The organism is Achromobacter sp. SX5 (genome assembly GCF_056711425.1).
Genome location: NZ_CM160041.1, coordinates 671,706 through 684,239 on the forward strand (window position 1 = coordinate 671,706; position 12,534 = coordinate 684,239).

Sequence of the window (12,534 nt, forward strand, 5' to 3'; positions counted from 1 at the left end):
ATGACAAACGACACTGAAGTCTACCGGCGCCAGAGCTTCGGCCAGACGCTGGCGCCGCAGGCCCCGGTGGGCCTGCTCATCATCGATTTCGTCAACAGCTTCGCAAACCCGGCGGTGTTCGGCGGCGGCAATATCGCCGAGGCGATCGCGAACACCGTGCCCGTGCTGGAGTTCGCCAGGCAGCGGCGCTGGCCGGTGGCGCACACCCGCATCGTGTTCGCCGACGACGACGCCGACCGGAACATCTTCACCGAGAAGGTGCCGGGCATGCTCACGCTCAAGGAAAACGGCAATGACAGCGCCATCGTGCCGGAGCTGACGCCGCTGGAGGGCGAGCTGGTGGTGCGCAAGACTGTGCCGTCGGCCTTCTTCGGCACCTCGCTGTTCGCCTGGCTGGCGCAGCGCGGCGTGCGCACGCTGGCCGTGGCGGGGGCGGTGACCAGCGGCTGCGTGCGAGCGTCGGTGGTCGATGCCATGCAGTACGGATTCCGGCCCTTCGTGCTGTCCGACTGCGTGGGCGACCGCGCCATCGGACCGCACGAGGCCAACCTCTTCGACATGGCGCAGAAGTACGCCGCCGTCATGCCGAAGGACGAGGCGCTGAAAGCGCTGGGCGCGCTGTAGCCGGACCTGCGCCGCCGCCTTTGACATACCGATGCAAGCGCCTGCGGGCCTCGCGAGAAATCGCCAGGCCCGTGGGGGCGTATTTCCGCAAAAACCCAGCCAGCGAGGCCGACCATGATGCGCGCCAACACCATTGCAGCAAGAGGTTCTATCGGGCGGAGTCAGTTCACCATTATCTTCGCGTCCTCGTTCGGCGCGCTGCTCGAATGGTATGACTTCTATGTTTATGCGGCGCTGGCCGCCGTGTTCAGCGTGCTGTTCTTTCCCAGCGGCAACGACACGGCGGCGTTCCTGGCCAGCCTGGCGACCTTCGGCGCGGGCTTTCTGGTGCGTCCCATCGGCGCGCTGTTCTTCGGCCGGCTGGGCGACCGGATCGGCAGAAAGTACACCTTCATGGCGACTATCGTGCTGATGGGCGTGGCCACGGTGGGGGTGGGCCTGCTGCCGCCGTACGCCGAGATCGGCATGCTGGCGCCGGTCATCCTGGTGCTGTTGCGGCTGCTGCAAGGGTTCGCGCTGGGCGGGGAAACCGGCGGCGCGGCGACCTACCTGGCCGAGCATTCGCCGCCGAAAAAGCGCGGCTTCTACACCAGTTCGCTGCAGACCACCGCGACGCTGGGCCTCTTGCTGTCCATCACCGTGGTGGGCGCGACCCGGGCGATGATGGACCTGCAGGCGTTTCAGGCCTGGGGCTGGCGCGTGCCGTTTTTGGTGTCGGCCGTGCTGCTGGTCGTATCCGTCTATCTGCGGACCAAGCTGTCCGAATCGCCCACCTTCCAGGCCATGAAGCACGAAGGCAAGCTGTCGCAGGCGCCGATCGGCGAGAGCTTCGGCAACTGGGGCAACCTGAGATACGTGCTCATCATGCTGTTCAGCACCGCCTCGGGCGTGGGCGTCATTTTCGGCACGGGGCACTTCTATGCCATGTATTTCCTGCAGAACACGCTCAGGGTGGACCCGGTCAGCGTGAACCTGTATCTGGCCCTCGCCCTGGTATGCGTGTTTCCGTTCTACGTGTTCTTCGGCTGGCTGTCCGACAGGATAGGCCGCAAGTGGATCATGCTGCTGGCCTGCGCGCTGCTTGCGCTGACCACGCAGCCGATCTTCCACCAGCTAACGCATTACGCGAATCCGAAGCTCGAAGCCTTCCAGCAGAATGCGCCCGTGACGGTCTACGCGGATAACTGCCACTTTTCCCTGTTCGCCGAGCCCAAGAGCGATTGCGACAGGATACGGACGTTCCTGTCCGGTTCGGGCGTGTCCTACGACCAGGGCGCGCCGCGGCCCGGCGAAAGCGCGCGGACCGTCATCGGCAGCATCGAGGTGGCGGGCAGCGACCGCGCCGAGCTGGAGCGGGCGCTGGCGGCCGCCGGCTGGCCGAAACAGGCGGACGCGGCGCTGGTCAACGGCCCCATGGTGGTGCTGCTGATGTGGGTGCTGCTGCTGTACCTGGCCATGGTCTACGGGCCGATGGCCGCGTTCATGGTCGAGCTGTTCCCGGCCAGGATACGGTACACCTCACTGTCGCTGCCGTTTCACCTGGGGTCCGGCTGGTTCGGCGGGATGCTGCCCTTCGTCGTGTCGGCCATGGCGGTGGCCCACGGCAACGTCTATTTCGGCCTGTGGTATCCGATCGTGGTGGCGGCCGTTTCCTTCATCGTCGGCGCGCTGTTCGTGCCGGAGACCTACAGGCGGGACATCACGCAATGAGGCGGCCGGCTCAGTCGAAATGCTTCAGCGCCGTCCGGCCGTACTGATTGTTGCCCTCGACCAGCTGCATCATCAGCCGGATGAAGGTGGCCTGTTCCTCGGCGTTCAGCGGGTCGAGAAACTTGACCTGCGACGCGCGCATGGCGCCGTACATCTCGTCCATGGTCTTGCGGCCGCGCGCGGTAATGCTCGCGATCTTGAGGCGGCCGTCGTGGGGGCTGGGCTTGCGCTTGACCAGGCCGCGCTCTTCGAGGCGGCGCAGGACGTCGGCCATGGTGGTGCGGTCCACGCCCACCTCGGCGCAGAGCGAAGTCTGGTCTATGCCGGGGTGCTCGCTCAGGGTGGTCAGCAGGCCGTACTGAACGGGCGTGATCGCGAAATCCTTGCAGCTTTCGAAAAACAGCGCGACGTGGATCTGATTGAGACGCCGGATCAGAAAGCCGGGACGCTGCCACAGATGTCCCGTCTCAATAGCGCCTTCGTCGCGGCTCTTTGCTTGCTCGGGTGCTGCCTTGGTCATCGTCTATTCCTGTACGCCATGCGGCGGTAGCCAAAGTTTATCTTTGTTGCATTCGGTTGTCATAAGCCCCATGAGCGCCGCGCCAGGCGGCGCGCTAGGGACAATCCCATTAGGGTCAATCACTAGTGCGTAGGAGTGCCAATCCAGGATAAAAACCTATCTGTCAGCGTACTGACGAAAATCAAGTTTTCCCAAGAATCGAATTGACGCCCTGAAATTCCTCAGGTTGTTTTCCCTCTCTCTTTGAAGTCGACGGATCCATGCAGGCCCGATCTAACGGACACCTTAACCCGCATATTTTGTCAGTGTACTGATAAATAGCAAGGAATCGCCTGTCTGGACCTTCTACAGCGCTTGGAGTCTATCAATGAGTTCGACCCCGATTCAGTCAGATGCCGCCTCGGGCGGGCAAATGATGTCAAGAAATGAAGTCAAGACGCTGATGCTGGCGTCGCTGGGCGGCGCCCTGGAATACTACGATTTCATCGTCGCGGTGTTCTTCACCACGCTGCTGGCCACGGTCTTCTTTCCGCCCGACACGCCCGCCTGGCTGGCGCAGCTTCAGGTCTTCTGCATCTTCGCCGCCGGCTACCTGGTGCGTCCCATCGGCGGCATTTTCTTCGCCCACTTCGGCGACCGCATCGGCCGCAAGAAGATGTTCGCGCTGAGCCTGTTCCTGATGGCCGCGCCCACGCTGCTCATCGGCCTGCTGCCCAGCTACGCCACGCTGGGGCTGGCCGCGCCGCTGCTGTTCCTGCTGTGCCGAATACTCCAGGGCCTGTCGGTCGGCGGCGAGGTTCCCGGCGCCTGGATCTTCTGTGCCGAACACGTGCAGAAGCACCGCGTCGGACTGGCCTGCGGCCTGCTGATGTCCGGCCTGTGCACCGGCATCCTGCTGGGCGCGCTGAGCGCGAAGTTCCTGGTCTCCAACCTCGACCCCGAAAGCCTGAAGTCCTGGGGCTGGCGCCTGCCTTTCATCGCCGGCGGCGTATTCGGCCTGATATCGGTGTACCTGCGCCGCTATCTGCACGAAACCCCGGTCTTCGAGGCGCTGCGCGAAAAGCGCGAGAAGGACGCCAAGCTGCCGCTGTCGGTGGTGATGACCAAGCACGGGCGCGCGGTCGTGCTGGGCCTGCTGGTCACCTGGGTGTTCTCGGGCATCTTCGTGCTGTATTTCCTGTTCACGCCGACCTATCTGCAATCCCAGTTCCAACTGCCGGCCAAGGAGGTGTTCACCAACAACTCCTGGTCGATCTTCGCGCTCATCCTGGGCAGTACGTTCGCCGGCTGGGCGGCCGACAAGATCGGCGGCGGCAAGGCCTACGCCATCGGCAGCATGGCCATGCTGGCGGTGTGCTCGGCCTTTTACTGGTCGCTGACGCGCAACAGCGACGCGGTCTGGCCGCTATACATCATCGGCGGCTTCCTGATCGGGACCATCACGCTGGGGCCGTACATTATCGTAAAGTCCTTTCCCGCCGAGGTCCGGTTCACCGGCTTCGCCGTCTCGTACAACGTGGCCTACGCGGTCTTCGGCGGCACCGCGCCGGCGGTGGCCTCGTTCCTGGTCGGCAAGCAGGGCCTGGTCATGGCGCCGGCCTGGTACATCGGCGCCCTGTGCGTGCTGGGCGTGGCGGTCGGCCTGGTCTGGAAATCGCCCAACCACGCCGATCCCGTCGTCGACCGGAAAGGGCTGGAAAACCTGAACCCGCAACGCGTTTGATGCTTGAGCCATCATGAATAGTGAAGACCTCGACGTTCTGGAACACTGCTGCCATTGGGTGGAGCAGGAATGGCACGTGTTGCTGGTGACCGTGGTGAAAACCTGGGGGTCTTCGCCGCGGCCCGAAGGCGCGATGCTCGCCATCCGCGCCGACGGCCGCGTGGTGGGGTCGGTGTCGGGCGGCTGTATCGAAGACGACCTGATCTACCAGGTCAAGCAGGCGGACTTCCGCCTGACGCGACCCAGGCTGGTCGAGTACGGCGTGTCGGCCGACGAGGCCCACCGCTTCGGCCTGCCCTGCGGCGGCACGATACGGCTGATGCTGGAGCCCTTGAACCGCTACAGCGGGATCGACCAGTTGCTGGCCGCGGTGAAGGAGCATCGCGTCGTGGCCCGGCATCTGAACATCGACACCGGGTTCGCCACGCTGGAGGACGCGCCGGCGGCGGCCGGCGTGGCGCTGCGGGGCCGCACGCTGACCACGGTGCACGGCCCGCGCCACCGGATGCTGGTCATCGGCGCGGGGCAGCTCTCCAGCTACCTGTGCCGCATCGCGCTGGGCCTGGATTACCAGGTGACCGTGTGCGATCCGCGCAGCGACTATGCCGACCACTGGGACGTGCCCGGCGTGCGCCTGACGCGTGACATGCCGGACGACGTGGTCATCCAGATGAAGCTGGACGCGCGCTGCGCGGTCGTCACGCTGACCCACGATCCCAAGCTGGACGATCTGGCGCTGATGGAGGCGCTGCGCACGCCCGCGTTCTACGTCGGCGCCATCGGGTCCAGGAAGAACAACGCCGCCCGCAGGCAGCGCCTGCTGGAGTTCGACCTGACGGAGCAGGACGTGGCCCGCCTGCACGGACCGGCCGGGCTTTATATCGGCAGCAAGACGCCGCCGGAAATCGCCTTGTCCATCCTGGCCGAGATCACGGCCATCAGGAACGGCGTACAAGCTGGTCAGGTGCTGGCGGTGGAGCAGGGCAAGAACGGGCAGGCGGGCGAGTTCCTGCCGGCCAGCTGTACGGTCTAGTTCGCGCCGATGCGCCGCGCGCGTCCGGCACGGGCGCCGATCAGCGCGGCCAGCAGCGCCAGCGCCGTGCACAAGGCCAGCGGCACGCGCCAGCCGCCGAGCGCGTCGTGCAGCGCGCCCATGGCCATGGGGCCGGCGGCGGCCAGCAGATAGCCGATGCATTGCGCCATGCCGGACAGCGCGGCGGCCTGATGCGCGTTCGCCGTGCGCAGGCCGATGAAGGCCAGGCCCAGTATCATCCCCGCGCCGGTCCCCACGCCGAACAGGATCGACCACAGCAGCGCCAGCTGCGGCGCCCACGCCAGCCCGGCCAGGGCGATGGCCGAGCACAGCGCCACCGTCGCCGCGGCTGCGCGCTGGTCCTGCATGCGGCGCACGATGGGACCGAGCAGCAGGCCCGGCACGGCGGTCGCCAGTTGCAGCACCCCATGCAGAAAGCCGGCCCGGGTCGCGGACATGCCGCTGTCGGTGAGCATCGTCGGCAGCCAGCCGATCGCCACGTAATAGATGGTCGAGTTCAGGCCCAGGAAACCGGTGACCTGCCAGGCGAGCGCGCTGCGCCAGACCGGCTCGCCCTTGGGGGCCGCCGCGGCGCCGGCCGCCGGCCGCGTCTGGCTGCCCAGCTGCGGCGCCCATGCGGCCAGTGCGGCCGCGGGCAGCACCAGAAAGCCCAGCAGGGCGGCATGCCAGCCCCAGGCCTGCGCCAGCGGCGCCATGGCGGCCGAGCCCAGCGTCGCCGCCACGCCCATCGCCAGGGCGTAGGCACCGGTGACGGCGGTGACGTTGTGGGGGAAGTCGCGTTTCACCAGGCTGGGCAGCAGCACATTGCCCACGGCGATGCCCATGCCGATGATCCAGGTGCCCAGATACAGGCACCAGTACGACCCCGCGGAACGGATCGCGATACCGGCGGCGATTGCCGCCATGGCGCCGAACAGCGCGCGCTCCAGGCCCCAGGCGCGCGCGAACCAGGCGCTGAATGGCGACAGCAGGGCGAAGGCCAGCAAGGGCAGCGTGGTGAGCGCGCCGGCGGCCGTGGTGCCCAGCGCCAGGTCGCTGCGGATCGCGCCCAGCAGCGGCGGCAGGCCGGTGATGGGCGCGCGGAGATTGGCGGCGATCAGAAGAATGCCGACGAGCAGCAGGGTGCAGGTGCCTGCCCGCCGTTGCGTCAAAGTGGTCATGGGTCTCTCGGTAAATCTTAGGGGATTCCCTAATCTACGCGCTCTGCGCGTGATGTAATACCGAAGCAATGACAATGAATCTCTAAATCATGACAAGCTGCGCGCCTTTGAACCAGACGCTGTTCCAGTACGACCCGGACGCCAGCGACCGGCCGGCCACCGCCTTGCGCGTCGAGGTCGAGCAGAACGATGCCGAGCAGCCCGTGCACACGCACCGCAAGGGGCAGCTCGTCATGGCGCTGCACGGCGGGGTGACCTGCGAAGTGCCGCGCGCCTTGTGGATGGTGCCGCCGCACCACGCGGTATGGATACCCGGCGGCATGCCGCATAGCAATCGCGCTACCGGCAACGCCCGCATTTATTTCCTCTTCATCGAACCGCAGGCCGCGCCGATGCCGGACCAGTGCTGCACCGTGGCGATTTCCCCGCTGCTGCGGGAGATGATCACGTATCTCTCCGAACAGGACCCCGGCTATCCAATGGACGGGCCCACCGCGCGGCTGGTCTCTGTGCTGCTCGATCAACTTTGCGCCGCGCCCCTGGCGCAGCTGCACCTGCCCATCTCGCCGCATCCGAAGATCCGGCGCATCGCGGACGCGCTGGCCGCCGACCCGTCGGACCGCAGCACGCTGGCCGCATGGGGCGACCGGCTGGCCATGAGCGACCGCACGCTGGCGCGTCTGGTGCGGCGCGAGACCGGGCTGACCTTCGGGCGCTGGCGCCAGCAGTTGCACCTGATCGTCGCGCTGCGGCAGCTGGCCGCCGGCGCGAGCGTACAGCGCGTGGCCGGCAACCTGGGCTATGACTCGGTGACGGCGTTCATCACGATGTTCAAGAAGGCGCTGGGCCAGCCTCCGGCGCAGTACTTCTCGGCGCTGCGCTGAACGCGAGGGCGGCTCACGCCGCGTTCAGGTCCTGCGGCACGTCCACGTCGCGCAGCGCGCCGGGGTCTTCGAGCGGCACCGCATGCACCCCATGCCGGCGCAGTATCTCGCGTCCGCCCACGTCGGCGCGCAGCGCGGCCAGCTCGGGCCATAGCGCGCGCGCAAACCGCACCGGGTGCCCGCGCCGCCCCTGCACCAGCGGCGCCGCCACGGCATGCGCTGACGGCTGCGCGGCAACGGCGCGCAGCGTCTCGGGCGCCACCCACGGCATATCGCCCAGCGCCACCAATGCATGCGTATGGCCGTCGCCATGCGCCAGCAGCCACTGCATGGCCGCGGCCAGCGTGGAACCCATGCCGCCGTCCGGGCCGCCCGCGGCCGGCGCCGGCAGGACCACGCAGCCCAGGTCGGCGAGGCGCCGCGTCAGGAACGCATCGTCCGGCGCGACCAGAGCGACGACACGCGCAACCGCGGCGCACAGCCTGGCGGCGGCGTGCGCCGCTATCGGCATGCCGTCGGCCAGCGTGGCGTGCAGCTTGTTCCCGGCGCCGCCGGCCTGGCGGTAGCGCGAGCCCGCGCCGGCGGCCAGCAGCACGCCGATGCAGGAGGGCGGGTCGCGGTCTGGCGTCATGGCCGGGCGGGGAATGGGCGTGGAAGACATGGCGCTATTGTGGCCAGGATGCGCCCGGCCTGTCCATGGCGGGCGGCTCGCGCGCCTACATCCGGTATTGCATCGTCAGCAGATAGTTGCGCGGCGCGCCGTAGTAGTTGTGGTCGTAGCTGATCGACGAGTAGTACTTCTTGTCCGTGAGGTTGCTCACGTTCAGGGCAACCGACAAGCGGTCGTCGAAGCGATAGCCGATGCGCGCATCGAGCACCGTGTAGCCGCCCTGTTTGCGGCCGTAGTAGGCGAAGCCGGAGGACTCGCTTTGCGTGGTCAGGCCGGCGCCGATGGAGTAGCGGCTCCATTGGCCGGGCAGGCGGTAGTTGGCCCAGAGCCGCGCCAGGTGGCGAGGAATGCCGGTGTTGGACGAAATGTCGTAGCCGACCGCGGGCACGTCCTCGCCTTTGTGCTTGGTCTGGGTATAGGTGTAGGAGGCGGCCAGCTGCAGGCCGGGCAGCACTTCGCCGGTGACTTCGGCCTCGAAGCCCTGGCTGCGCACTTGCGCGGTCGGGCGGTAGCAGGTGCCGCCGCAGCGCGCGTTGGCTACCTCCTGCGGCACGCTGCCGTCCTGGAAGGCGACCTTCTTCTGTTCGGTGCGAAACAGCGCGAAGCCCACGTCTACGCGGCCGTCGAGCAGTTCGCCTTTCAGGCCCAGTTCATAATTCCTGCCGGTGACCGGGCTGAGGAAGGCGCCGGAGGCGTCGCGCTGGCTCTGCGGCCGGAATATGTCCGCATAGTTCGCGTAGGCCGACCATTGCTCGTCGAGCGTGAGCACCGTGCCGATGAACGGCGTGAATTCCCCTTCTTCCTTGGCCGTGGTTTCCGAGTAGCCCCAGATGCCGTCCGATACATAGGTCTGCTCGTACCACGAGAAGCGCCCGCCCAGCACGATGGAAAGCGGGTCCAGCACCTGGTAGCGCGCCGTGGCGTACAGCCCCTTCTTGTCGGAGCGGTAGCCGTCGTCCATGCGGTTCGCCGCCATGATTTCATCGCTGTTCATGGCGGGGCCGGTGTAGCGCTGGTCGTAGCTGGCGTTCAGGCTTTGGACGTTCCTGGTCCAGCCCCAGATATCGTTGCTGCGCTGATGCGAGAAATTGGCGCCCATGGTCAGGTCGAGCTTGCGGCCGAACAGCATGGCGCCTCCGGTCAGATAGGCGTCGCCGCCGAGGTTGCGCGAGTTCATGTCGAAGGCGTAGGCGTCGCTGCGGAACGTGTTGGGCGGCCCCAGCCTGCCGGTGCGCAGCAGATACTTGATGTCGTTCGCCTCGTCCACGCGCACCAGGGCGGCCTTGAACTTCCAGCCGTTGGCGAAGCGGTGGGTCAGGTCGGCGTACCAGGTGTCCTGGGTCTTGAAGGCATGGTTCCAGGGTGCGCTCAGGTTGGTGGAGCGGGAGTAATCGGGCATGGAGCCGTCGCCGTAGCTGGGCAATCCCGACCAGTCGATGACGCCGTAGGGCTTTTCACGGCTGTAGCCGATGCCCAGGGTGGTGGCGGGCCCCAGGTCGATGTCCAGCGCGCCATAGAGGGTGCGTTCGTTGGAATCCAGATAGTCGCGAAACGAGCCGGCGGTCTCGTAGTTGGCCACCACGCGCGCGCGCACCGTGCCCTTGTCGTTCAGCGGCCCGCCCACGTCCACCAGCGCGCCGTACTGGTCCCACGACCCCACCTTGCCGGTCAACGTCATCTGGAATTCCTGCGTGGCGCGCTTGCGCACCATGTTGACGGACCCGGAAGGATCGCCGGCGCCTTCGAACAGGCCTTGAGGGCCGCGCATGATTTCCACGCGGTCGTAGATCGCCGCGTCGGAGTTGAAGGCCGAGCCGCGCGCGTAGAGCTGGCGTTCCAGCGGCACCCCGTCGAACTGGTAGCTCTGGATGAAGAAACCGCGCGAATAGAACTGCCCGCCCGGATCGTTGGCCACCATGGACACGCCGGGCGCATTGTTCAATGCGTCGCGGATGTCGCCGATGTTCTGGTCGTCCATGCGCTGGCGGGTGATGACCGAGACGGCCTGCGGGATCTCGCGCAGCGACTGATCGCCTTTGGCGATGGTCACCACATTGGAGGCATAGGAGCCGGTCCCTTCGGTGGTGGCGAGATCCTGGCCCTGCACGGTGACCGGCGCCAGCGTGGCCACGCCGCCGCCGGCCGCCGCGCGCAGGCGGTATTGCCCGCGCGCGTCCTGCACCGCCTCCAGCCCGGTGCCCGCCAGCGCCGCGGCCAGCGCGGCCTGCGGGTCCAGCGCGCCGCGCACGCCGGCGCTCTGGCGGCCGTCGACCAGGCCGGGCGGGCTGGCCAGCAGCACGCCGGATTCCGCGGCGTAGCGGGCCAGCACCGCGTTCAGGGGGCCGGCCGGAATGTCGTAATGGCGGGTCTGGCCGCCGGCGGCCTGGGCCGGGGCGGCGCTCGCGGCCTGCGCCTGGACGCCGGGCGTCCAGGCCGCCGCGGCGAGCAGCCCGCAAGCGCATGCCAACCGCAAGGCGCCGCGCGCCTTGCGGTTGGCGCCGGAAAACAGAGACGATGGCATGCGGCCGGGAATGGGCGGGTGAACAGGCATGGAGTCCTCGAAAGCCGGGTTGTTCAATGGTCGAATGACCTTGCACCCCGTTCATCGAACGAGCCGCCCGAAACAGGAACTGCCCGGTGAAAAAAAGTTGCGCTACCGCGGCCCGACGCGCACCCACCAGGGCAGCGGACGGCTGACGCGGATCGGCAGCACCGACTCCAGCATGGCGAGCGCGCGGTCCGGCTCGGTCATGGGGTAGCTGCCGAAAACCGGCAGCCCCGCCACCTGCGGCGATACGCTCAGATAGCCGGCGCGATACCGGCCGAGTTCGCGCAGCACGTCGCCCAGCGGTATGTCCTGGGCGATGTACAGGCCGCGCGTCGAGGCCTCGGCCGAGGCTACCGCGGGTTCCAGGCCCGCCAGCCCTGCCCGCGTCAGGCGCGCCTGCATGCCGCTGGGAATGACGCCGCCCGCGCCGCCGGCAGTCTGCGCCCGCACCGCCCCGTCATAGACCGCGATGCGCGCATCGCCGTCCTGCAGCCGCACGCTGAACCGGGTGCCCAGCGCGCGCAGCCGGCCGCGCGGCGTGTCGACCACGAAGGGGCGGCCGGGATCGGAGGCGGTGCTGATTAGTATTTCGCCGGCCACGAGTTCGAGGCGGCGCAGCGCCGCGCCGAAATCCTCGTCGAACGCGCTGCCCGTGCCCAGCCAGACGCGCGTGCCGTCCTGCAGCGCGATCTCGCGCACTTCGCCGACGCCGGTTCTGTGGTCGGCCGTCCAGGCCAGAAGGGCGCCGGGCAGCAGCGACGGACGCCACGCCGCGCCGCCCAGCAGGCCGGCGCCCGCCAGGGCCGCCAGGCCCAGCACCAGGCGGCGCCGGCCGGCGTCGGCGGTGGCGGTGCGATAGGCGCCGACCGTCAGGCGCGGATCGGGCGCTTGCCGGATCGGCTGAAAAATCCGGCCGACCCGTTCGACCTGCGCCCAGGCGGCGCGATGCGCTTCGGCGCTGTCATGCCAGGCTCGCCAGGCCTGGCGGTCGGCCCGCGTGGCCTCGCCGGATTGCAGCAGCGCGAACCATTCGGCGGCCTGTTCCAGCACGCCATGGCTGAGGGCGGCGCTCAAAGCGTCTGCAGGCAATGCAGCATCGCCTGGGCCACGTACTTGCGCACCATGCGCGTGCTCACGCCCAACTCGGCGGCGACTTCTTTTTCGCTCATGCCGCTGCCGGCCGCCATGACGAAGGCATGGGCGGCCTTGACGGGCAGGGCGCGCAGCAGCCGGTCGATTTCATGCAGGGCTTCGAGCACGATGGCCTGGTGTTCCGCGGACGGCGCCCGGGCCTCGGGCTGGGCGGCCAGGGTGTCGAGCCAGGCCTGCTCGATGCGCCGCCGGCGCCACAAGTCCACGCACAGGCCGCCCGCCATGGTGCGCAGATAGACGCGCGCTTCCGGCAGGCTGCCGAACTTGCGTGGGGTGGTCAGCAGCCGCACGAAGGCGTCCTGGGCGAGATCGGCGGCATCCGCCGCGTTGCCGAGCCGGCGGCGCAGCCAGGACTGCAGCCACGGGTGGTGATCGTGGTAAAGCGTCTCCACGCTGGGCGGGAAAGCGTAATCCGAAGTTTCCAAGGCCTGTGGCCGTCCGTGCCGGCAGATACTGAATGGGAACGATTATTATTATCTATTTTCCAGA

Annotated in this window: 11 protein-coding genes; 5 read left to right on the top strand and 6 right to left on the bottom strand. The window is 67.9% G+C overall.

Features of this window, described 5'->3' with window-relative positions:
• Together AC1M14_RS03185 and AC1M14_RS03190 are read left to right on the top strand one after the other, a co-directional pair.
• Positions 1–624 (top strand): isochorismatase family protein, encoded by a 624-nt coding sequence (locus tag AC1M14_RS03185; protein ID WP_209164592.1) that lies wholly within the window; start codon positions 1–3, stop codon positions 622–624.
• Positions 625–738: 114 nt separating this feature from the next.
• Positions 739–2,334 (top strand): MFS transporter, encoded by a 1,596-nt coding sequence (locus AC1M14_RS03190; RefSeq protein WP_479730965.1) that lies wholly within the window; start codon positions 739–741, stop codon positions 2,332–2,334.
• Between the two features lie 10 nt (positions 2,335–2,344).
• Here the strand turns inward: AC1M14_RS03190 and AC1M14_RS03195 are convergent, their stop codons facing one another.
• Positions 2,345–2,791, bottom strand: coding sequence for a MarR family transcriptional regulator (locus tag AC1M14_RS03195; RefSeq protein ID WP_209164746.1), 447 nt, complete (start codon positions 2,789–2,791; stop codon positions 2,345–2,347).
• 475 nt (positions 2,792–3,266) lie between these two features.
• Here AC1M14_RS03195 and AC1M14_RS03200 point away from each other — a divergent pair, with 475 nt between their 5' ends.
• The gene (locus tag AC1M14_RS03200) at positions 3,267–4,577 is read left to right on the top strand and encodes an MFS transporter (RefSeq protein WP_479730966.1); all 1,311 of its coding nucleotides are present in this window, start codon (positions 3,267–3,269) and stop codon (positions 4,575–4,577) included.
• 13 nt (positions 4,578–4,590) lie between these two features.
• Positions 4,591–5,610 carry an XdhC family protein gene (locus AC1M14_RS03205; protein WP_479730967.1) on the top strand — a complete coding sequence of 340 codons (1,020 nt, stop codon included), beginning with the start codon at positions 4,591–4,593 and terminating at the stop codon, positions 5,608–5,610.
• Here the strand turns inward: AC1M14_RS03205 and AC1M14_RS03210 are convergent.
• Positions 5,607–6,791 (bottom strand): MFS transporter, encoded by a 1,185-nt coding sequence (locus tag AC1M14_RS03210; protein WP_479730968.1) that lies wholly within the window; start codon positions 6,789–6,791, stop codon positions 5,607–5,609. The two genes, AC1M14_RS03205 and AC1M14_RS03210, sit on opposite strands and share 4 nt — an antisense overlap.
• Positions 6,792–6,880: 89 nt before the next feature.
• Here AC1M14_RS03210 and AC1M14_RS03215 point away from each other — a divergent pair, with 89 nt between their 5' ends.
• Complete coding sequence (locus tag AC1M14_RS03215) at positions 6,881–7,675, top strand: AraC family transcriptional regulator (RefSeq protein WP_479730969.1); 795 nt, start codon at positions 6,881–6,883, stop codon at positions 7,673–7,675.
• A gap of 13 nt (positions 7,676–7,688) precedes the next feature.
• Here the strand turns inward: AC1M14_RS03215 and AC1M14_RS03220 are convergent, their stop codons facing one another.
• The 4 genes from AC1M14_RS03220 to AC1M14_RS03235 form a co-directional block, all read right to left on the bottom strand.
• Positions 7,689–8,336 (bottom strand): nucleotidyltransferase family protein, encoded by a 648-nt coding sequence (locus AC1M14_RS03220; RefSeq protein WP_479730970.1) that lies wholly within the window; start codon positions 8,334–8,336, stop codon positions 7,689–7,691.
• A 55-nt stretch (positions 8,337–8,391) separates the two neighbouring features.
• Complete coding sequence (locus AC1M14_RS03225) at positions 8,392–10,866, bottom strand: TonB-dependent siderophore receptor (RefSeq protein ID WP_479730971.1); 2,475 nt, start codon at positions 10,864–10,866, stop codon at positions 8,392–8,394.
• Between the two features lie 132 nt (positions 10,867–10,998).
• On the bottom strand, positions 10,999–11,967 hold the full coding sequence (locus AC1M14_RS03230) for a FecR domain-containing protein (RefSeq protein WP_479730972.1): 969 nt from the start codon (positions 11,965–11,967) through the stop codon (positions 10,999–11,001).
• On the bottom strand, positions 11,964–12,470 hold the full coding sequence (locus AC1M14_RS03235) for a sigma-70 family RNA polymerase sigma factor (RefSeq protein ID WP_102773482.1): 507 nt from the start codon (positions 12,468–12,470) through the stop codon (positions 11,964–11,966). The genes AC1M14_RS03230 and AC1M14_RS03235 overlap by 4 nt, the downstream gene beginning before the upstream one ends.
• Positions 12,471–12,534: the final 64 nt, after the last annotated feature.

Excerpts from the sequence above, each read along its gene's own strand:
- AC1M14_RS03185 (WP_209164592.1), top strand. The coding sequence starts at position 1 with ATGACAAACGACACTGAAGTCTACCGGCGCCAGAGCTTCGGCCAGACG.
- AC1M14_RS03190 (WP_479730965.1), top strand. The coding sequence starts at position 739 with ATGATGCGCGCCAACACCATTGCAGCAAGAGGTTCTATCGGGCGGAGT.
- AC1M14_RS03200 (WP_479730966.1), top strand. The coding sequence starts at position 3,267 with ATGATGTCAAGAAATGAAGTCAAGACGCTGATGCTGGCGTCGCTGGGC.
- AC1M14_RS03205 (WP_479730967.1), top strand. The coding sequence starts at position 4,591 with ATGAATAGTGAAGACCTCGACGTTCTGGAACACTGCTGCCATTGGGTG.
- AC1M14_RS03210 (WP_479730968.1), bottom strand. The coding sequence starts at position 6,791 with ATGACCACTTTGACGCAACGGCGGGCAGGCACCTGCACCCTGCTGCTC.
- AC1M14_RS03215 (WP_479730969.1), top strand. The coding sequence starts at position 6,881 with ATGACAAGCTGCGCGCCTTTGAACCAGACGCTGTTCCAGTACGACCCG.
- AC1M14_RS03220 (WP_479730970.1), bottom strand. The coding sequence starts at position 8,336 with ATGTCTTCCACGCCCATTCCCCGCCCGGCCATGACGCCAGACCGCGAC.
- AC1M14_RS03225 (WP_479730971.1), bottom strand. The coding sequence starts at position 10,866 with ATGCCATCGTCTCTGTTTTCCGGCGCCAACCGCAAGGCGCGCGGCGCC.